Origin of the sequence: Polaribacter sp. WD7 (genome assembly GCF_003335085.1) — a bacterium.
Lineage (GTDB): Bacteria > Bacteroidota > Bacteroidia > Flavobacteriales > Flavobacteriaceae > Polaribacter.
On record NZ_QPEJ01000016.1, the window covers coordinates 242,453 to 265,010 of the forward strand.

The 22,558-nt window shown below is 30.5% G+C and carries 13 protein-coding genes; 2 read left to right on the forward strand and 11 right to left on the reverse strand.

What is annotated here, in order from left to right; genetic code table 11:
• Nucleotides 1-55: 55 nt before the first annotated feature.
• From DUT90_RS05190 to radC, 3 genes are read right to left on the reverse strand one after another with little or no spacing between them, the layout of a single operon-like run.
• Complete coding sequence (locus tag DUT90_RS05190; RefSeq protein WP_114426041.1) at nt 56-925, reverse strand: GNAT family N-acetyltransferase; 870 nt, start codon at nt 923-925, stop codon at nt 56-58.
• Nucleotides 925-2,229, reverse strand: a complete 1,305-nt coding sequence (locus DUT90_RS05195; protein WP_114426043.1) for a polysaccharide deacetylase family protein — start codon at nt 2,227-2,229, stop codon at nt 925-927. Before DUT90_RS05195 ends, DUT90_RS05190 begins: the two co-directional genes overlap by 1 nt.
• Nucleotides 2,230-2,275: 46 nt before the next feature.
• Nucleotides 2,276-2,962: a RadC family protein gene (radC, locus tag DUT90_RS05200; protein ID WP_114426044.1), complete on the reverse strand. Its 687-nt coding sequence runs from the start codon at nt 2,960-2,962 to the stop codon at nt 2,276-2,278.
• A 171-nt stretch (nt 2,963-3,133) separates the two neighbouring features.
• On the opposite strand from radC, the gene trkA reads away from it, so the two are divergent.
• Nucleotides 3,134-4,480 (forward strand): Trk system potassium transporter TrkA, encoded by a 1,347-nt coding sequence (trkA, locus tag DUT90_RS05205; protein WP_114426046.1) that lies wholly within the window; start codon nt 3,134-3,136, stop codon nt 4,478-4,480.
• 4 nt (nt 4,481-4,484) lie between these two features.
• Nucleotides 4,485-5,984 (forward strand): TrkH family potassium uptake protein, encoded by a 1,500-nt coding sequence (locus DUT90_RS05210; RefSeq protein WP_114426048.1) that lies wholly within the window; start codon nt 4,485-4,487, stop codon nt 5,982-5,984.
• Nucleotides 5,985-6,131: 147 nt separating this feature from the next.
• Here the strand turns inward: DUT90_RS05210 and DUT90_RS05215 are convergent, their stop codons facing one another.
• The 8 genes from DUT90_RS05215 to DUT90_RS05250 form a co-directional block, all read right to left on the reverse strand.
• A complete protein-coding gene (locus DUT90_RS05215) occupies nt 6,132-6,866 on the reverse strand; it encodes a hypothetical protein (RefSeq protein WP_114426050.1) in 735 nt (244 codons plus the stop codon).
• 24 nt (nt 6,867-6,890) lie between these two features.
• On the reverse strand, nt 6,891-15,554 hold the full coding sequence (locus DUT90_RS05220; protein WP_114426052.1) for a fibronectin type III domain-containing protein: 8,664 nt from the start codon (nt 15,552-15,554) through the stop codon (nt 6,891-6,893).
• Nucleotides 15,555-15,624: 70 nt separating this feature from the next.
• The gene (locus tag DUT90_RS05225; protein WP_114426054.1) at nt 15,625-16,959 is read right to left on the reverse strand and encodes a dihydrolipoamide acetyltransferase family protein; all 1,335 of its coding nucleotides are present in this window, start codon (nt 16,957-16,959) and stop codon (nt 15,625-15,627) included.
• Between the two features lie 299 nt (nt 16,960-17,258).
• Nucleotides 17,259-18,566 (reverse strand): S41 family peptidase, encoded by a 1,308-nt coding sequence (locus tag DUT90_RS05230; protein ID WP_114426056.1) that lies wholly within the window; start codon nt 18,564-18,566, stop codon nt 17,259-17,261.
• A gap of 423 nt (nt 18,567-18,989) precedes the next feature.
• Nucleotides 18,990-19,892, reverse strand: coding sequence for an oxygen-dependent coproporphyrinogen oxidase (hemF, locus tag DUT90_RS05235; RefSeq protein ID WP_114426058.1), 903 nt, complete (start codon nt 19,890-19,892; stop codon nt 18,990-18,992).
• Entirely contained in the window at nt 19,882-20,421 is a 540-nt protein-coding gene (locus tag DUT90_RS05240) for a GNAT family N-acetyltransferase (RefSeq protein ID WP_114426060.1), read from the reverse strand. Before DUT90_RS05240 ends, hemF begins: the two co-directional genes overlap by 11 nt.
• Nucleotides 20,421-21,164 carry an EI24 domain-containing protein gene (locus DUT90_RS05245; protein WP_114426061.1) on the reverse strand — a complete coding sequence of 248 codons (744 nt, stop codon included), beginning with the start codon at nt 21,162-21,164 and terminating at the stop codon, nt 20,421-20,423. The genes DUT90_RS05240 and DUT90_RS05245 overlap by 1 nt, the downstream gene beginning before the upstream one ends.
• Complete coding sequence (locus DUT90_RS05250; RefSeq protein ID WP_114426064.1) at nt 21,165-22,520, reverse strand: TrkH family potassium uptake protein; 1,356 nt, start codon at nt 22,518-22,520, stop codon at nt 21,165-21,167.
• Nucleotides 22,521-22,558: the final 38 nt, after the last annotated feature.

Genomic DNA, 22,558 nt, shown 5'->3' on the forward strand with positions numbered 1-22,558 from the left:
GAATATACGTGTTACTAAAGAATAACCTGTATCCATAATATCTTTATTTAACTTACTATGTTTTAAAAAAAAGTTCAATATTATAACATTGTATTGTGGTGTAGCTTTCTGGATGAGCTCCAAAACTTCTGTAAAACTTACCTATATTGGGCATGTTGCCTCCCTCAAAATCCAAAATTATGTTATTTAAAGATTCTTGCTGAATCATATAAGATAATAAGAAACTTGAAGCTTGCATTTTTCTTCCTAAAGCATTAAATGCAGAAAATAAGTAGATAATCCTATTTTTATGTCTTAGAAAAAGACCTCCACCCAAAAAAGTATCTCCATCATAAACCCCTAGTAATTTCACAATTTTTCTTTCATTGGTGGCATAATACAGTTTCTTTAGTTTGTCTTCTGGGAATGAATATGTGTAGTTATTTTTTTGTAGCACTACAATTTCATCTAAATCAATAGTCTTTAATGTTAATTTTTTTCTAATTCCTTTCTGAATTGCATGTTTTCTTCCTTTAGAAAAATTCTTTTTTAGTATAGCATACTCAAAATTTAAATCTAAAAGATAATTAACACTAGTTTTATTTAAAAAATTATGGTTTTCAGCATTCAACGCTAAGGCTATTTTAATAAAAGAAAATGGTATTTTTTTTATAAAATTATTTTCATCTTTTTTAGATAATTCATGCAAAGAAAAAACACCTATTTGTTGGCAAAAATAGGGTTGTGTTATGTATTTTAAACCAAATTTACGTTTCCAAGGTAATGGCATAACAGCATCATAATCATTTAAAACTAGTACATCCCAATTGTCTGCAACAATATCTAAATACCAAGAAAAAGCATATATTCTAGATTGATGTGAATTTTCTATACAATAATCATATTTTATATTGTCAAGATGTTTCCTTTTTATCAGTTTAATCATCAAATCATACTAATTTTAATCATAGAATCATACAATCGTTTCCATCCTTTCCATCTTCCAAAGTCACTTAAACTTTCATTATGAAACAGTGTTATAAAAGTACCATTTACTGACATCACCTCATTTTTTAAATCTCTAATTCTTCCCAGAGATTGCTTTGGTGTCAATTTCATATAATCATTTAAAGTTGTATCCATTAATGCAAAAGGAAATACTTTTAATGGGGTCTGAATTTCAAAATCTAAATCATAAAAATAAAAAGGCGTACAGGTACCCGCTCTAAAACCTACGCAGCTTGCATATCCCATAGAATAATCTTCTTCTATTTCTAAATCAATTAAATTTTGATAGGTTTCTGGTAAGTTGAATCTAAGATAATGCTGTCTCGATTTCTGAACAGGCGTATTTACAATATCTTCTAAACGCTGTTTTTCTTTTTTTAATAACGCTGCGTTATTAATGGTAAAATATGATGGATGTAAACCTACTTTTGCGTAATCTAACATCTCTTTTATTAGTAGTTTAAATCTTGTTTTTGAAGCAGAAACATTAGTGTCGTAGGTTGTATAATCGCCAACTAAAAAGAAAAAAATGGTTTCGATTCCTTTTTCTTTTTTAACTTTTAAAATTTGATCAAACGTATCAAATGGATCTTTTTTAATCGTAAAAGTTACGGCAAATCGATTCCAAAGATTCAGAAGTCTAAAACGAAATAAATCTTTACAAAAACCACCTATGCTTCTAATAATACTTTTATGCTTAAATGCGTAAGCGTTGTCTATATCTATGGTAGATATAAAATCAAAAGAACGCATTTTATAATGATAATCGGGAAATTTTTCTTTTAACACTGCCAACATTTTATATGCCCAAATATCTACAACAGGTTTTTCTAGAAAGCCATATTTATAGGCTAAACTTTGTTCTGCGGTATATCTATTGTGTTGGTCTTTTACGTGCGGTAAATACTCCTCATACCTAGAAATTAAGTAAAAACTTGCGGCAAAAATATCATAGGGAATAGATGATTTGGGACCCGTTTTAAAAAAACAGGCTATTTCATCCCATTTTTGAATTACTATTTCCATATCGTTTACGCCCTGTTCAAAGAGTAAGTCATTACTTTTTATAAAAAACTCATTTCCTAATGGTGTTTTTGTATAAGACAATTTTGGACCACTATGCGCTACAAAATCTTCTACTTTAGAGGTAAAATCTACAGATATTAAAAGTGTTCTTGTAAAAATATGTTTAAAAATATAACGAACTCTTGGTGTTATTTTATGTGTGTAAATTAATATCAATTATGTATTGTTTGTTGTAATTTTGATTTTTAATTTGAAAAAAACTTTATAAAATTCCTTCATCTGCAAAGCTAAAATACGCTTTTTCAGTAATTATTAAATGATCTAAAAGTTTTATATCTAAAGTAAAACCTGCTTCTTTTATTTTTTGCGTTAACTGTTTATCTGAAGTACTTGGTTGTAATTTTCCTGAAGGATGATTATGACATACAAGTATACCTACGGCAGCCATTTCTAGCGCTTTTTTAAACAACAACCTAACATCTACAATGGTGGCTGTTAAACCTCCTTTACTAATTTGATTTTTAGCCAAAACTTTATTAGAGTTGTTTAAAAAAAGTACCCAAAATTCTTCATGTGCTAAGTCTCCAATTATAGGTTGCATTAAATTACAAACATCTTTACTACTTGTAATTTTTGGCTTTTCTAAAGCTGTTTCTAATTGTCTTCTTTTACCAAGTTCTAAACCTGTTATGATGGCTATAGCTTTGGCTTCTCCAATTCCATTAAACCTTACCAACTGTTCTATGGGTAGTTTTGCTAACTCATTTAAATTATCACTAACAGACTGCAAAATTCTTTGCGATAATGCTACAGCGCTCTCACTTCTATTTCCAGAACCGATAAGAATAGCAATTAACTCTGCATTAGAAAGTAATGTTTTCCCTTTTGCTATTAATTTTTCTCTTGGTCTGTCATCTAATGCCCAAGTTTTTATAGTTCTATGTTCCATTTTACAACTTTTTTAACAAAAATACAAAAAAGGCCTTAGTAAGTTATGCTATATAGAAGACTCTAAAACTAAATAATCTAAAGTATTAGCGTTAAAAAGACTGAAAATCTGCTTTTATTTGTATTTGCACCCAAACTCTTTATATCTTTGTAATATATCTATATTTAATATATGAAAATTATTATAGCTGGTGCTGGAGATGTTGGTTTTCACTTAGCTAAACTACTTTCTTACGAATCTCAAGATACTTACATCATAGATTTTGATGGTGACAAGTTAGAATATATTAACAATCACCTTGATGTAATTACTAAAAAAGGCGATGCTACTTCTATAAAACTACTTAAAGAAATTGGTATTGAATCTGCAGATTTGTTGATAGCTGTTACAGATAGTCAAAATACTAATTTTACCATTTCTGTTATTGGTAAATCTTTAGGAGCTAAAAAAACCATTGCTAGAATTGATAACACCGAATTTTTTGAAGAATGTGAAGTAGATTTTACTCAATTTGGCTTAGATTTTATGATTTCTCCGCAAGAATTAGCGGCAAATGAAATAAAGATGTTGCTAGATCAATCTTCTTTTAATGATACAGTAGCTTTTGAAAGTGGTGTTTTTAATGTAATGGGAACGCAACTAACTTATAAATCTCCTATTTTAGATTTGTCTGTTAAAGAGGCCAAACTAAAATTTCCAAATGTAGATTTTATAACTATTGCTATTAAAAGGCAAGGAGTTTCACAAACCATTATACCAAGAGGAGATACTACTTATGAGTTAGACGATCAAGTTTATTTTTGTGTTCCTAATTATAGTATGAAAGACCTCTACCCTATTATAGGTAAAAAACAGTTTAACATAAAAAATGTAATGATTCTTGGAGGAAGTAGCATTGGTGAAAAAACTGCAAGAAATCTTTGTAAAGATAATTTCAGGGTAAAACTGATTGAAAAAAATAGAGAAAAAGCAGAAACTCTAGCAGAACAATTAAATGATACGTTAGTTATTAATGGTGATGGACGAGATTTAGAGTTATTGGAAGAAGAAAATATTAGAGAAACTGATGCTTTTATTGCTGTTACTGGAAATTCTGAAACTAATATCATGTCTTGTTTGGTAGCCAAATCTAAAGGTGTAAAAAAAACCATAGCTTTGGTAGAAAATATGGATTATATAGATATTTCTCAAACTATAGGAATTCAATCTTTAATCAATAAAAAACTAATTGCAGCTAGTAACATTTTTAGACATATTAGAAAAGGAGAAATTTTAGCCTTGGCCAATTTGCATAATATAGATGCAGAAGTATTTGAATTTGAAGTACAAAAAAATGCTAAAGTAACCAAGTATCCTATTAAAGATTTGCGTTTTCCTAGAGAGGCTGTTTTTGGTGGAATCATAAGAAATGAAGAAGCTATCATGGCAACAGGTAATCAACAAATTATTGCTGGTGATAAAGTTATTGTCTTCTGTTTACCAGAAGCTATCAATACTGTAGAAAAGTTATTTAACTAACTCTATGGGAAATTTAAACACAAAAGTTATTTTCCGTTTTTTAGGTATTACCGCCATTTTAAATGGGCTGTTTATGTTTATTGCTTTCCCTTTTAGCGTCTATCATCAAGAGACTGCTAAGTGGGGAATTTTAAATGCAGGGTTTGTAACAGTAACTATTGGTTTACTGCTTTTCTTTTTTAACAAACCTACCAGTACCAATATTCAAAAAAAAGAAGGTTATTTAATAGTAACTCTAGGATGGTTAACCTTATCAATAACTGGTATGCTACCTTATCTTTTTTCTGGTGCAATATCTAATATAACAAATGCTTTTTTTGAAACAATATCTGGTTACTCTACAACAGGGTCTTCTATTTTAACCGATATTGAAGCAATGCCTAAAGGTATTTTATTTTGGAGAAGTGCTACACATTGGATTGGAGGAATGGGAATTATAGTACTTACCATAGCCATTTTACCTTTATTAGGAATTGGAGGAATGCAGTTGTTTATGGCAGAAGCGCCTGGTCCTTCTGCAGATAAGTTACATCCAAGAATTACAGATACAGCAAAACGCTTGTATTTAATTTATGTAACGCTAACTTTAGCGCAGTTTTTTTTATTAAAAATTGCAGGTATGACATGGTTTGATGCTATTAATCATGCAATGGCCACAATGAGTACTGGTGGTTTTTCTACAAAAAATAGTAGTGTTGCTTTTTACAATCATCTTCCTTTTGTTCAGTACATCATTATTTTTTTTATGCTTATAGCAGGTACCAACTTTGTGTTGACTTATTTTGCGTTAAAAGGTAAAATTCAAAAAGTTTTTCAGAGTGAAGAATTCAAGTATTATTTATTTGGTATAATTGGTATAGCTTCTCTAATAACGGTAATTATTGTTCATTTTCAAGATAGTAATTTACAAACTACTATAGCACATCCTATGATTTTTGGAAAAGAAGAGAGCGCAATAAGACATGCTTTGTTTATGGTTACTTCTGTAGTTACTACAACTGGCTTTGTTTCTGCAGATTTTACTATGTGGAATTTCTTTGCTACGGGAATTTTCTTTGCGCTATTTTTTACTGGTGGTTCTGCGGGTTCTACAAGTGGTGGTGTTAAAGTTGTAAGACATATTGTAATGCTAAAAAATAGTTTTTTAGAATTTAAAAAAGCTTTGCATCCAAATGCTATTATACCTGTTAGATATGATAAAAAAGCTGTACATCAAAACATTGTATTTAATATCATTTCTTTTTTTATTATCTACATGTTAATATTCATCATATCTTCTGTAATATTAACGTTGTTTGGCTTAGATTTTTTATCTGCTCTTGGAGCTGCATCTTCTTCTTTAGGAAATATTGGTCCTGCAATTGGTTCTGTTAGTCCTGTAGATAATTTTAATCATTTAACTACTGCTGCTAAATGGTTTTGTTCTTTTTTAATGTTAATTGGTAGACTAGAATTATTTACAGTTTTGATCCTTTTTTCTCCATTTTTTTGGCGTAAAAACTAACATTGATGTAATTGTTATAACTTTATCTTTATCAATTTAATTCTTGAAATCATTGAATATAAATTGATAATTTTTCTATATAGAAGAATGTTTTAGTGTTAGCTAAAAAATTTTAAATAAAAACGCCTCACAATTGAGGCGCTTTTATTATTTTTTGGTCATGTTCATGGTTACTTTTGTTTTGAGCTCTTGCCCACTAGCCAACATGTCCATATCTATTGTAGATTCAACTGGAATTCCTGTAAGTTTATCTACGTTCATTTTACCTGAAATTTTACCCGTAGCTAAACCCGACACTGTACCAGAAATGTCTAGCATAACACTTTCTTTAGTAATAGAATTTACAGTATATATAAAATCCATTTTCATTCCTTTATCTTCTTTCGTCATTTCCCAACTACTTCCTTTTTGTATAGCCTCTTTTGGGTATACAACACTAGATGACTGATTTGCGATGTCTTTTAAACTTGGTAAATTAGGTTCTACTTTTATCTCTAAAACTTCTCCTAAATTATTTCCTTTTGCATAAATTAAAGCTTCTAATATTGATCCCATTTGTTGCTTCATCATTTTACTTTCATCATCTAAATCTTCATCACTTTTTGAAGAATCAAAACTCATGGTTTTTTCTCCTTGGATCATATCCATAGTGAATTTCGAAAACTTCATTTCACTTTCGTACACATCTTCTTTTACATCTGTAATTTTAATACTCATATCTATACCCATATTCATAGCCATGATAGCCCCCATATTCTGACTCATCTTCATAGAAACAGTATAATTTGCTCCTTTTTCATAATTTAATCGTAATGTAACTGTTTCTTGGGCTAATGCAATATTAGTTAAGGCTAAAAATAGAATGGTTATAATTTTTTTCATTTTTTTTATTTATAATTTTTGTTTTTAACGATTGTTTTTTACGATTCTAAAGGTACTTACTTTTGTGTCTGAAATCACCTTTACTAAATACGTACCTACAGCTAATGAAGACATATCTATTTTTACTTCTTCATCTATTTTTTTTGCAAATGCTTCATGATATACATTTTGTCCTATAGTATTAAATATTTTAACCACCTCTATAGCATCATTAGATTTAATGGTTAATTCATTTTGAACTGGACTTGGGTAGTACACAAAATTTGACAAATTATTACTAGATGTACTTAAAACACTCTTTTCATCAATTTTAATTTCATCTAATAGTATATCGTTATATGCGGGATTACCTGTACTGTTTTCTGTTACACTAAACTGTATAGAAACAGAGTTTGTATTATATTTTTTTAAATCAAACGTATAGGTTTTCCATTTTTCAGTAGATCCTTGAATCCTAAAAATTTCTATAATTTCTCTTTCTCCTTCAGGATGCAACATTACTTTTAATGTGTTGTACGTGAGGTCTAGATTATTAACACTAAATAATGAAAAACTTAATTCTGGTTCAGATAAATTAGAAATATCTATACTAGGAGTGTAAAGACTTGAGGTATGCGTTCCTCCGTTTGGATAAGACCCGTCTATCCATGCATAATTTGTATTTCCTGAGGGAGAATTATCTCCTGCTGTTCTTGCATCAAACCCTGCTGTAGTGCTGAATTTCCAAGATTCTGATCCATTTTCTTCCCAACAGATTGGTTTAAATGGTTCTGTAAAGTCTTCATAGAATGGTGCACTTTGGGGGTCGCATTTTTGTGTTGCAAAAACATAAGGTCCATCCCATAAGCTATCATCTGTACCAGACACTTCTCCACAAACTGCTCTAATGTAAAATTCATAAATTGTCATAATACTCAAGTTTCTGAGAGTATATGGATTTGTTGTAACATCTACCCTATTTCCATTACCGATAGAAAAACCAGAAAAACCGTATTCTATTTGCCACTTTTCTTCATCTGCACCTGCATCCCAATTTAGGGTTACTTCTTTACCTTTAACGTTAGAAATTTCTATGTTGGTAGGTATTGGACAGGAACTAGTTAAACAATTTACCTGAGCTTCCCATCCTTTTCCAGTCGCAGAACTATCTGATATAAATAAAAATGTTAATGCTCCTGAAGGATGTGTTGATATAAATTTACCTGGTAGTGTTGTTCCTGAATAGTTTCCTAAAGATGGTGAGTCTACATCTGGACCATCAAAAACTAAAAGTCTATCACAACAACTTTCCATGTCAAATTCTAAGAATTCAACTTCAACATAATCTCCTGATATAGGTGCTATTACTGTAACTTCGTTTTCATTATCACTATAGTTAGCATCAGCACCTCCAGAGTCGTAAAATCGGTCTCCATCACAAAAGTTTGGTAATGTTTTTATTGATATTGGTTGCAGCCACTCACTGTCATCATCTCCAGATTTTTCACCACAAACTGCTTTTAGATAAAAATCATAATCAGTGTATTTTATTAAATCACTAATAGTATATGAGGTTGTATCTGCTAAAATTTTTGTTCCACTCCCTAAATCAAATCCTTTTTCTCCATACTCTATTTCCCATTTTTGCTCTTCATCACCAGCCTCCCAATTTAGAGATACTTCTGTTTGTTTTATTTCTGAAACTTCAAAATTTATAGGTTTTGGACATGTTATGGTTACACAGTTTACCTTTGCTTCCCAACCTCTTCCTGTTGATGATACATCTGACCTAAATACAAATGTTAATGCTCCTGAAGGATGTGTAGACACAAATTTACCAGGTAAAGTTCTTCCTGAAAAACCACCTAAAAATGGAGAATTTACATCTGGACCGTCATAAATTGAAAGCCTATCACAACAACTTTCTAAATCAAAATCTATAAATTCTACCTCAACAAATGTACTTGAAATGGGGGCTATTACTGTTGTTTCGTTTTCATTATCAACATAATTACCATTTGCTCCTCCTGAGTCATAAAAACGATCTCCGTTACAATAATTAGGTAATGTTTTTATTTGGGTAAGATCTATCCAATCACTATCGTCTTCATCAGGATTTTCACCACAAACGGCTCTTAAATAAAAATCATAATCAGTGTAAGTATTAAGGTTAGTAACATTAAAAGGGTTTGAATTGGCTAAAACCCTTGTTCCTTCTCCTAAATTAAATCCACTTTCTCCATATTCTATTTCCCATTTTTGTTCATCACCAAATACATCCCAAGTTAACTCTACACTAGTATCTAAAATATTTTGAGCTGCCAAGTGTAAAGGTGTAGGACATGTGGGCATTTCTATAATACTAACATCTTCTAATGCTATTTCACAATCATATGTACTACCCGATATTGCTCTGAATCTTATCTGTATAATACCTTTATAGTCTGATAAATTAATGGTATTTCTATGCCAATTATCTCTTGGAGTTGTTTGTTGTTGGCCTGTTATGACATATAGGTCATTCTCCCAAATATCATTAATTTTTACATCTACATGAAGTGCATCTACATTTTCTCCATACATGAAACTAAAAAACTCTAATGCGGGTACAGTTAGATTAGATGTATTGATTAAAGGACTGATTAAGGTTGCAACCTGTCCTGTAGTTTCATATCTATTTGGACTAGCCACAAAATAATTGTTTCCACTTTTTGCTTGATAAGGTCCTGTACTTCTCTCATAAAATGGACTACTTGCGGTATTCCAATAATAGTTAGATTCTGCTTGACCAGAAGTTATCCAACAATCATCAATACTACGTGTAGGTTGATTTTCTACATCATAGGTATAAGGTGAATCAAAAATTCCGCATGGTGTTTCTATACTTATTGGACCTATGAAATCGCTATCGTCTACTCCAGGATTGTCGCCACAAACTGCTTTTACATATATATCATAGGCTGTTTCAGAATCTAAACCTTGTAAAGTAAATGGATTTATGGTTGCTGAAACCTGTGTTCCGTTTCCTACAGAATACCCTTGTGTTCCATATTCTACTTGCCACTGGGTTTCTGTACCTGTAGAAATCCAACTTAAATCTACAGAATTATAAGTAATATTAGTTGCTGTTATATCTGTTAGGTTTAAACAGGTTGGGCTTTCATTAAATTTGATATCGTCTATATCTATTTCACAGTTATATGTTCCTCCAGAAATTGCTCTAAACCTTACCTGAACAATACCTGAATAATTACTTAAATCTACTAAGTTTTGCGCCCAAAAATCTGAAGGATCTGTTTGTTGTTGTCCTTCTAAAATTAGTACATCTTCTGTCCATGCTCCATTACTAAGTACATCTACATGCAAACTACCTACATTTTCTCCAAACATAAAACTATAGAAATCTAATACTGGATTGTTAAGAGAAGATATGTCTATTGATGGTGTTATTAGTTCTGTCACTTCTCCTTCTGTTCTAAAAGATCTTGGTAGCGCAGCAAAATATCTAAATCCACTTTTAGCTCTTAAGGGACCTGTATCTCCTTCGTTACCATAACTTTTTATATCCCAAGAATAATTAGAAGATGCACTTATATTTACATCCCAACATTGGTCTACAAATCCACTTGTTTGCTCTTCTACATTATGAAAATATGGTGCTTCAAAAATACCGCATGGAGTTTCTATAGATACGGGACCAACCCAGTTGCTATTATCATCTTCAAGATTGGTTCCGCAAATTGCTCTTATGTAAATATCATAATACGTTTCAGAATCTAATCCTTCTAAAGTAAATGGATTTGTTGTTGCTGTAACTTTAGTTCCACTTCCTAAAAAGTATCCTCTCTTTACGTATTCAATTTGCCATTGTGATTCTTCATTTTTAGCACTCCAATTTAACTCCGCAGATTCAAAGGTTACATTGGTAACTTCAAAATCTGAAGGATTTAAACAAGTAGGCATTTCATGTACATTAATTTCATCTATATCTATCTCTATAAGATTGTCTCCACCAGCAACTGCTCTGAACCGTATTTGAATAACATCACTAAATTCGCTCAAATCTACAATCTGTTGTTGCCATAAGTCTAATGAATCATCTTGTTGCTCTCCATCTATAACGAAAACATCATCTGTCCAAACACCTTGGTTAAAAATATCTATATGCAAGCTCCCTACATTTTCTCCATACATAAAACTATGAAAGTCTAAAACAGGATTAACTAGGTTGGTAATATCTATTAAAGGTGACAACAAAAGAGCTTTATCTCCTTCCTGTATTCTATATCCACTCGAAGTTGTACCAAAATGATAACGTCCGTTTTTAGATATCCTAGGTCCTGTTCTAGGAGCGCTAAAACTCCTTGCACTTAATGTATTCCAGAAATACTTTCCAGACTCATTATCTGGATTAGTAGACCAACAATCATATACATCTCCGCTGTAAGGTATGCTCTCTAAATCATATGCAAAAGGAGCTGTAAATGTGCCGCATAGCGTTTCTATAGATATTGGGCCAACCCATTTACTATCATCTTCTTCTGGATTCTCTCCACAGATTGCCTTTATATATATATCATAGTCAGAAACGGGTTGTAAGCCATTTAATGTAAAAGAGTTTGATGTTACCAATTCTTTAGTTCCTTGTCCTGGTATGTAATTTTGTTCACCATATTCTACCTGCCATTTTGTTTCCTGTCCATTTATTGTCCATGTTAAATCTACTGAATTACCGGTAACATTATCTGCCGAAAGATCTGTTGGACTAGGACAGGTTGGTTTTTCTATTACCCCTATATCATCAATATCAATTTCTATTAACCTACCATTACCTGCCTTTGTTCTAAATCTAACTTTTACTATTCCTTGATAATCATCTAAGTCTACAAAATGCTCATCCCACAGATCAGTATGTGTAGTTTGTTGCTGCCCTGTTAGCACAAAAACATCTTCTGTCCAAATTCCGTTATTATAAATATCTACGTGCAAACTCCCAATATTAGCTCCATACATGTAACTGTAAAAATTTAATACAGGAGTGTTTAAAGGTTCTATATTTATATCTGGTGTAGTTAACATAGCTTCTCGATCTGTATCCGCAGAATAATAATATTTAGAGGCAAAATAACTACTTCCGCTCTTAGCTTTAGCAGGCCCTGAACCTTCATCATAAAATTTAGAAGTTCTAGATGCCCAAAAATATCCTGAACGATATTCTTCTGGGTTAAATACCCAACAATTTTCACGATTTACAAAATCTATGTTTTCTAAATCTTCAAAATATGGAGCATCGTAAACCCCACATGGAGTTTCTACAAAAACTGGAGTAGACCAAAAACTATCATCCTCTCCCGGATTTTCACCGCAAATTGCTCTTACATAAAAAACATAACTTGTTGATGGTTTTAAGTTTTCTAATGTCAAACTCTTTTCAATGGTTGTAACTTTAGTTCCTGTACCTAGTTGAAAACCATATTCGCCATATTCTATTTCCCAAGAAGACTCGTCTCCATTTACACTCCAATCTAAATCTATAGATTTTGCTTGAATGTTTGTTGCGATAAGGTTGTTAGGAGCAGGACAACTTATGGTAATACAATTTACTTCTGCTTCCCATCCACTGCTAACTCCTGAGGATCCTGATAAAAAATAAAAAGCCAAATTATTACCAAAACTAGATCTAAATACAGGCGGTAGTCTATTGCCTGTATAACTACCTAAAAATGGTGCGTCCGAATCATCACCATCAAAAACATACAACCAATCTCCACCAGATAAATCGAAACTTAAAAACGTAACTTCTACTACATCTGCATTATTTGGAGAAACTACTGTTAGAGAAAACTCATCATTATCATAATCTCCATTTATACCTCCACTGTCATAAAAACGTTCTCCATCGCAAAAATTTGTGAGTGTTGAGAATGAAAAAGGTTCTAACCATTCACTTGAATTTGTATCATCACATAAAGACCTAACATATACATCATATTCTGTAGAAGATGTTAAATTCTCTGTTGTATATTTTCTTTCAGAAACAATATCTCCAGAACCTGTAGGTGTAGTTCCTTTTTCAACTACTTCTACTTCCCAAGAATCAGCATTTCCTTTCTCTATCCAACTTATGGTAGCTGAATTAACAGCTAGATTGCTAACACTAACTCCCTCAGGCACCTCACATTCTGTAGTAAAAGTATGAATATCTGAAAAATTTGTTTCTCCGCAAGAATTGCTCGCTTTTACCCTCCAAAAATAATTTGTACTAAAAGTGATATTAAATGGAGAATATGTGTTTTTTTGAACTGTTGCTGAATCTAAAATGTTAGAGAAATCATTTTCTAAAGATACTTCTACTGTATAATTTTCTACATTAACATCTGACTCCCATTGCAATAACACACTAGTTTCTACATTAGATGCATTATTTGATGGAAAACTAAGAACAGGCTCCGTTATGTTGTTTTCAAATCGATTTAAGTATAGTTTCGTCTTTTTTATGATATTAGAAACAGATGAAACTCCACTGATTTCAAATTGATTTTCTCCTACAGAAAAATTACTTGTATTTTCTATTTCTAAATTTATTACTGTACCGTTTTCTGTTGCAGATTCTGGTGTAAATGTAGCGCTAATGCCATCTGGCACATTTGTTAAACTAAAAGTAGTTTCTTCGTTAAAACCTGAAATTGTATTGTACGTAAATATATAATTTACAGCAGTAGAACCACAAACTTCTTGAGTATCATTATTAAAACTTAAGAAATAGTTTGATGTTTGAATACTAATATTAGATTGGTTTACTGCAAAGAAAATATTGTTTGATGCTTTTACCATTATTCTAGCTGCAGTAGTAGCATTTTCTATTTCAGGAACTATAATCTCTTCTGAACCATCATTGATTACATTTTTTGCAATTACATAAGGGTAAGTAAACCCTCCATCTACAGAAAGTAGAATATCTACATTTTCAGCACTTATAGGAGCCTGATTGGTATTAGCTACATCCCAATTTATTGTTTTTGTATCTCCAATATTCCAATTTTGTGCTGCTGATTGAGATGTCACTGTAAAAGGACCAAATCTAGCATCTACAGTAACTTTCATTTCATCTGAAGCCGTTCTTGCTCCTACTAAAGCATTATCTCTAACTGTTAAAACAAAATTTAAAACTCTACTTACAGATGGAGTTACCTCCCAGGTTGGAGTTAAATTTCCAGACAAAACATCTGATAGTTGAGGCATATATCTTACCGGATTACTAACAGGTAATTTAGACCTATACAAAGGGCCCACTACCCAATCTGAACTCGGAAAAAAATTAGATCTTGGGTCTTCAGGATTGTTTTGTTCCCAACAATAACTTAAAATATCCTCATCATCTATATCATTTGCTTTTCCTTCTAAAACATATGCTGTAGAGATTGGAATGATATAATCTACACCGGCGTTAACTTGAGGGTTTGTATTTTCTGTACTGATAAGTTCTGCACAAGAACTATCATTTCTAGTCCATTGAATAATATCTCTAATATCTACATAATTGAAATAATCATCTGCGTTTTTCTGTACATTAGGGCTACATATACCTGCATATCCCATTATAGAACTTCCGCTACCTGGTTCTACCTCTTGAAGACCCGCTGAACTTCTGCAATTAGAGCTACTCTGCACATGATATCCACCAAATTGATGACCAAACTCATGACTTGCAATCATATTAAAATCATCAGAACTAGGATTTCTATGCACTGTAAAACCACTACCTTTTGAACCAGATGTACAAACACATGCTATACAACCAGCATTACCATATGTACGATTTTCGTAACCAAACATATGACCAACATCATAATTCTCATCGCCAATAACACTATCTAATGTATTTTGCAACTCTCTATTAAAACTTACGGTAAAAGGATCTGTATTTGCATTTAAGTACAACAACTCATCGTTATTGGGTACTAGTTCTAAAGAAATTGAAAAATCTCTTTCAAAAATTCCATTAATTCTCGTTAATGATGTATTTATTGCTGCTAATACTTTTTCTTTTTTCTCTGTATCATTTGACTCTGAACCGTCTAAAAAGAAATTAGAAAATTCTCCTGTAGTGGCTATAGCAACTCTATATTTTCTAAGATAAGAATCATTAGATTGTAAACTATTTGTTTTTAACTCTGTTTTTTTTTTAATTTGATTTATGGTTTCACAATCAAAATCAGAATTAAAGTTTGTATTATTTCTTAGATAAGAAATATAAGTTTCTGACCTTAAGTTTGTAGGTTTAATTAAAATTGTGGAATTTTTATGATTAGAAATAGCTCCTACAAAACCTTGTGATGGAGAATAGCTAAACCTAACGGTTGATGAACCTTTGACACTCTTACCCACATAAGATTTAATTTTTTGGTATTTAGTTGACAACTGCTTACCTAAAATAGATATTTCAAAAATACGAAATGCTTCTAGATCTCCATTTTCATTAGGTAATTTAATGACTACATTAGATTTTTTTTGTTGATTTCTTAACCTAACAGAAGAAACTGTCTCTACAAAAAGAGATGTATTTAGTTTAAAATGTTGTGATTTAGAGGGATTATCTGCTATTTGAGATTTATAATTTATAGCATCAATTTTTGTAAAAATCTCTTGAGATTGTAATGATAAGGCACAGGCGAATACGGTAACAAATAAAAGGATTTTCTTTTTCATAGATTTTTCTAATTGTAGCCGTAAATCTATGTAATTTTTTTTGTTAAAAAAAACTTAAAAAAATAAAACACTAAAAATCTTGATCAAGACTCCAAGCTTCTAATGTATCTTTTAAAGTTTTAATAAACATGCCACCTAACGCACCGTTAACAACTCTATGATCATAAGAATGAGATACAAACATTTTTTGTCGTATTCCAATAAAATCACCTTCTGGAGTTTCTATAACCGCAGGAACTTTTCGTATAGCCCCTAATGCTAAGATAGCCACCTGAGGTTGGTTAATTATAGGTGTACCTAAAACCGAGCCAAAACTACCCACATTAGTAACCGTATATGTTCCGTTTTGAATTTCATCTGGTTTTAAAGCATTGTTTCTTGCTCTATTAGCCAAATCATTTACAGATTTTGTCATACCAACTAAATTTAGTTGATCTGCATTTTTTATTACAGGAACAATTAAATTACCATCTGGTAGAGCAGCAGCCATACCTAAATTAATATTCTTCTTTTTAATGATGGTATCTCCATTAACAGCAATATTAATTAGAGGATACTTTTTTATTGTAGACGCAACTGCTTGCATAAAAATTGGAGTAAAAGTTAATTTTTCTCCTTCTCTCTTTAAAAATGTATCTTTAACTTTATTACGCCATTTTACAATATTGGTAACATCTATTTCTATAAAAGATTGAACATGGGCAGAAGTTTGCAAAGAATCTACCATATGCTTAGAAATCAACTTCCCCATTCTACTCATTTCTATAATTTCATCTTCACCACTTACAGGAATAGGTACAACAGACTTGGCAACTGTTTTTTCTGCAGTTTTCTCTGTTTTTACAACTTTAGATTTTTCTACTTCTTTAGATGTTGTATGTATTGATTTTCTATCTTTGATATAATTAAGAATATCTTCTTTAGTTACTCTATCATCTTTACCAGAACCAGAAATAGACTCTAATTCTTCTATAGAGACACCTTCTGTTTGAGCTATGTTTCTGACTAATGGCGAATAAAATCTACCTGATTCTGAAGTTTTTGCAATAGGATTTAGAATTTCTTCAGCTTTTTGAATAGTCTTTTCAACTTCGTTTACATTTACTGAATTATCAGTAACCTCAACCTTATCATCTATAATAACTTCATTACTATTACTTTCTCCTTCAGTTTCAATAATAGCAATGGTTTGTCCAACTTCTACAACATCTTCTTTTTCAAATAAAATTTCTACAAGGGTTCCTTCTACTTCAGAGGGCACTTCAGAATCTACTTTATCTGTTGCAATTTCTACTACAGCTTCATCTAATTCAATGGTATCTCCAACTTCTTTTAACCAAGAAGTAATTGTTGCTTCTGCAACACTTTCGCCCATTTTAGGTAATTTTAACTCAAACCTTGCCATAATATTCTATTTTTTCAGAATGCAAAAATACTAAAAATCCAACGTTTGTTTATGTTTTATAATGTGAAAATTATTGTAAATAAATTTTACTATTTTGAATTATTCATAAAACATAAGACTTAAAAATAAATTTTTATGAATAAAGTTTTATTTTTAAGTCTCATAACTGATTATAACATAATAACTAGTTTTACTTATTACCTTAAGTTTAGCCTCTAAAACTATAAAATATATAAATATTGTTTTCTTGTGAATATTCTATATATTAAAACTTATGACTTAATCTCTAAATAAATTTCTTATTTATCTAATTTAGAAACAATATTTTTATTTACATTAATATCTGTAATAAAACTATTTTGTTTATTGTTTTTAAGTAAATTAAATGCTGTATTTAAAACCTCATCTTTTAATACACTTCTTTGAACCACTTTAAATTTTGGCACAAAATCTTCTCTTCTAGAGCCATTAATCTGAAATGATGCATAAGAAGTAAGGTTGTAACCATAATTATGATTTATAAAAGAATAGTTTTTGGCGGAACCTGATAGTTTTCTCATTTCTGTTCCTACCGTTTTAGCTCTATTCATTCCTTCTAAGCTAACCGCCATAGCCTCTGCTACATTAGCTGTCCATCTTCCTACTAAGACAATTACTGGTTTATCATATTGAATTCCTCTTGGATTCACATACTCTGTCCAACTTCTTATAATTTCAACATTATTTTTTAATTTGTCTTTTGATCTATTTTTTTGATAAGGCATTTCTTCATTTATTAATCTACCTATTAAAGCTTTAGCTATATGTGGATTTCCTTCACTTATAGTGTTTCTTAGGTCTAAAATCAATCCTCTAGCATCTAAATTTTTATTTAATTCTCTGTCAAATTGTTTTATTAGATTAATATTGTCAAAAGAATTATTTATTCTCATTACAGCTATTCCGTTTTTATTTGATACAGATAAAAGCTTTTTTTCTTTTTTTACTTTAATATGATCTATGTTTAGACTAATCTTTCTATTATCAGCTAATTTTAACGTTAGTATTCTTGACTCATGATATCTACCTGATACAATCTTGTTAGCTATCCACTCTCGTACTTCTGGAAGATTTTTATTAACACATTGTGCAGGAAATTTACCTATCACCTTATTAAACTCTTTACTGTTAAAATTTAAGACTTCTGCACCAATAATATTTTTACCAAAATCTTCAATTTGTGAGTACCAAATATTTTGAATGTAGAATTTGTTATTTTTTAATTTGAGATAGAAAGGAGAATTTAATCTATAAGATGTTTTTGTTTTTGTATGTAAAATTAAATTACTATCGTAAAATTCATTCAGCATATATTCAAAAAGAAGAATTTTTTCTTGATTGGTTGTTACATTAGGAAGTAAATAAGAATATGTTTCTTTTACACAATCAAAATCTGTCTTTTTATCTTCTAAATGAACATATTTGTCTGATAAATCTTGAATAATTTTACCAAAGTCTTGGTTAAGTTTGTAATTATCTATTCGATTATTTGATTGCGAGAAACCAAGGTTACATGAAAAAATTAAAATTAAGAATAATAACCGTTTTACTTGTATGTACTGTATCATAATTTTTAGTTGATAGATGTGTATACAAATTAGGAAATTTTAAGATATCAAAACTATTTACACTTTTCACTTATTAACAATTGTTAATAAGTGAAAAGTGTATTTGTTTACAAACAATTAAGTTCATAGAGTTAGTACTTCCTATTTAGATAGACCTAAAAATTTTAAATTACTTAACTGCAATAAAGAAACAAACTATTGCCTTAAAGGCTAATTAAATAAAGTAAAACTTGATATTATATAAAAAATTTTATCAACCAAAAAACAATAATCTCACATTGTCATAAATCAGTATCATTATAGCATAATCTACCTTTAACAAATATGTTTTCTTATAGTTATTAACAATTTCAATTACAAAATAAAAAAAATAGAGTTTACATTTTTATCCTATTTTTAAATTGTGTAATAACATTTTCAAAATCAAATCCAGTTTTTAGGTTGCGCCAATACCTCTAATAATTTTGCTTCTTCAGAATTTTCTTCTGGTTGATGATTGTATTTCCACTGCACTATTGGGGGTAAACTCATTAATATACTTTCTATTCTTCCGTTAGTCTTTAGACCAAAAAGCGTGCCCCTATCATGCACTAAATTAAATTCTACATAACGTCCACGTCTTATTTCTTGCCAATCTTTATGTGGTTTTTTATATGGTGTTTCTTTTCTTTTCTGCACAATTGGCACGTAACTTTCTAAAAAACTATTACCTACTTCCGCTACAAAGTTATACCTATCTTCTATAGAAAAATCTTTTACTTCTTTTAAATAATCAAAAAACAAACCACCTATTCCACGAGCCTCATTTCTATGTGCATTCCAAAAATAGGTATCGCACGTTTCTTTAAATTTAGGGTAAAAATCTAAATTGTGTTTGTCGCAAGCTTTCTTACAAACAGTATGAAAATGGATGGCATCTTCATTAAACAAATAATAAGGAGTCAAGTCTTGTCCACCTCCAAACCATTGTGTTACAATATTTCCATATTCGTCATACATTTCAAAATAACGCCAATTAGCATGAACCGTTGGTACAAAAGGATTTATTGGGTGCAGAACTAAGCTTAATCCACATGCAAAAAAATTACCTTCTTTGACACCAAATTGCTTTTGCAAGGGTTCAGGCAATTCTCCAAAGACCTTAGAAATATTAACCCCTCCTTTTTCAAAAATATTTCCATTTTCTATGACACGCGTTCTCCCTCCCCCACCTTCTGGTCTTTGCCAAACATCTTCTTGAAACTTAGAAATTCCATCTACTTTTTCTAATGTGGATGTAATTTTATCTTGCAGACTTTCTATATATTTATAAAATTTATCTTTCATAATGTAATTCGTATAACTCCATATCTTGTGATTTTGAATTTGGTGGAGTAAATGATTTTTCTAATGTTTTTATCCAGCTAAAGTTACAGTTTTGAGCCACTCTAATACTAGCTATATTTGTTTTATGTGAAATAATTTGTAGTTTTTTTAGCTTTAATTTTAAGAAAGCAAAGTTTGACAATTTCCTTACAACCTTAGTAGCAAAACCTTTATTTTTAATCTGATAACCTATACCGTAGGCAAATTCTGCCTGTTTTTTAACATTATCTATTTCTTTTAGATAAAAAATTCCATCTATAGTTTTGTCAATTGTATTTTTTAAAACAAAAACATACTCTTTACTTTCATCAATCAACTGAATTTTACTTTTTATAAATTGTTTGGATAATTCTGGAGTTAAATTTTGAGCTAATGTTGACGGTAAATACGTTTTAAACCTGTTTTCATTAGAAACCATAAAATCGCAAATTTTCCAATAGTCTTTTTCTTGAAGTAATTCTAATCTATGAGTTTCTATATCTACAATCATTATCCATTTTCTTTATTTAACAACTCAATTGTTTTTACAGATGCAGCAGTTACAGACAATGGTAAAACAAAAATTACCCCTACTACAGGAATCAACAAAAACAACACAAATACCAATCCGTTCCCTATGGCTAAACCTTTATTTTTTTTAACAAATTCAATACTTTCTTTATAGCTAAAATACCGTTCTAGAGTATAATCTATATTTCCAAAACCTGCATAATATCCTTGAACCAAAAATAAAGGAATTGTTGATAAAATATTTACAACAGGAATAAATTTTAACAACAATATTGGCAAGGTAATTAATAGTTCTTTTCCGAGATTTCTACCACTAATTCTAACACCTCTCCATAACTGCTCTTGAAAAGTTTTTTTTGTTATATTTTGTTGCAAACTACCATTTATATGAATTTCAATCTTTTCTGAGACCGGACTCATAAAGGGCGATGACAACGCAAGAATAATATGTTTGTATACAATCACACCTATTATCAAGACAACTACCAATGCAATGAAAGATGCAATTCTATTCATGGTTTCTTTACCCCAATTCCACATCCAAAATTTAGCTATAAATTCACCAATATCATCAGAGAGCCCATAAGCAAAAAGTCCAATTGAAACTGCAGTGATTAGACTTATTAAAACTGGTATTGCAAAAAATTTCCATAATTTTAATTTAGCAATTAACGCAAAAGCACCAACATATCCCTGAATTCCTAAAACTATACCGTTAAGCATTTAGACTGCAATATCTTCTTTTAAAACATCACGCTCTTTTTCTGTAATATTTTTAGACCAAATAGCTAATCCAAAAGTAAGCACTCCTAGTCTTCCTATAAACATTATTACAATAATTACAATTTTTGCAAATGATGATAAATCTCCTGTAATACCCCTACTTATACCAACCGTACCAAGCGCTGATGCAACTTCAAACAAAATATCTTTAAAGGCAAAAGTTTCTGAAAAAGTAATCAAAAAGGTTCCTATTACAATAATTATAGTATAAAAAATAAATGCCGATGTTGCAATATACAGGCGTTCGTAAGGTATTGTTCTTCCTAAAAAAGTAATTTGTCTATCACCTCTTATCCTACTTTTTAAAATGGAAAAAACTGCAGTTAATGTGGTTATTTTAATTCCTCCGGCGGTTCCTGAAGGAGAAGCACCAACGTACATTAAAATAACACAAATTAATACCATAGCTTGCGAAAAACCTGCAAAATCTACCGTATTAAAACCCACTGTAGTCATGGCAGTCATACATTGAAAAAAGGCAGTCAAAAATCTTGATTCAGATCCTAAAGCTGTAATTGATGGTTCAAAAAAATAGAAGAAAAAGGTTCCAAAACTTAGTAAAATTATAAAACCATACATCACAATCTTAGAGGTAAAACTTAAGGTATGTGTTTTATCTTTAATCATTAGGCCAAAATCTGTAATCACAATAAACCCTAAAGAGCCACAGATAGCCAACATAGAAATGATAAAGTTTATAAAATTATGATCTGCATAATCCATAAAACTGTTATTAAACAGACTAAAACCAGCAGTACAAAACGTACTTACACTATGAAATATAGAGGACCAAAGAGCTTCTATAGTTTCCATACCTTCTTGCTTAAAGGCTATAAAAAACAAAATAGCCCCAAGAACTTCCATAATTAAAGTGAATAGAATTACAGATTTTAAAAAGTCCTTTATTTTGATAGTTACTGGTAGTGTAAACTCTGTAGATAGTATTTTTTTATGCCAATTGGTTAATCTTCTTGTGGTAGACAACAACATAAATGTTGTAAAGGTCAAATAACCTATACCTCCTAATTGTATTAACACAAGAATCACAAATTGCCCAAAAAAGTTATAGGTATCAAAAATAGATATTGTAACTAAACCTGTTGTAGAAACTGCTGAAGTAGCTATAAAAAAATGATCTAAAATAGAAGCAGAAGTTTTTTGAAAAAAAGGCAGACTTAGTAAAATTGCACCTAGAATAATATATGTAATAAACCCATAAAAAAGATTTTGTTGTGGAGACCATCCTCTTTTTAGTAATAAATATTTGGTTATTACGTTTTTTAAAGGCTTTAACATGTTGTATATTTTAAGTTGAATATTTACACTATAAACTC

Coding starts and splice junctions, on each gene's coding strand:
- DUT90_RS05190 (WP_114426041.1), bottom strand. CDS start 925: ATGATTAAACTGATAAAAAGGAAACATCTTGACAATATAAAATATGAT.
- radC (WP_114426044.1), bottom strand. CDS start 2,962: ATGGAACATAGAACTATAAAAACTTGGGCATTAGATGACAGACCAAGA.
- trkA (WP_114426046.1), top strand. CDS start 3,134: ATGAAAATTATTATAGCTGGTGCTGGAGATGTTGGTTTTCACTTAGCT.
- DUT90_RS05210 (WP_114426048.1), top strand. CDS start 4,485: ATGGGAAATTTAAACACAAAAGTTATTTTCCGTTTTTTAGGTATTACC.
- DUT90_RS05215 (WP_114426050.1), bottom strand. CDS start 6,866: ATGAAAAAAATTATAACCATTCTATTTTTAGCCTTAACTAATATTGCA.
- DUT90_RS05220 (WP_114426052.1), bottom strand. CDS start 15,554: ATGAAAAAGAAAATCCTTTTATTTGTTACCGTATTCGCCTGTGCCTTA.
- DUT90_RS05225 (WP_114426054.1), bottom strand. CDS start 16,959: ATGGCAAGGTTTGAGTTAAAATTACCTAAAATGGGCGAAAGTGTTGCA.
- DUT90_RS05230 (WP_114426056.1), bottom strand. CDS start 18,566: ATGATACAGTACATACAAGTAAAACGGTTATTATTCTTAATTTTAATT.
- hemF (WP_114426058.1), bottom strand. CDS start 19,892: ATGAAAGATAAATTTTATAAATATATAGAAAGTCTGCAAGATAAAATT.
- DUT90_RS05240 (WP_114426060.1), bottom strand. CDS start 20,421: ATGATTGTAGATATAGAAACTCATAGATTAGAATTACTTCAAGAAAAA.
- DUT90_RS05245 (WP_114426061.1), bottom strand. CDS start 21,164: ATGCTTAACGGTATAGTTTTAGGAATTCAGGGATATGTTGGTGCTTTT.
- DUT90_RS05250 (WP_114426064.1), bottom strand. CDS start 22,520: ATGTTAAAGCCTTTAAAAAACGTAATAACCAAATATTTATTACTAAAA.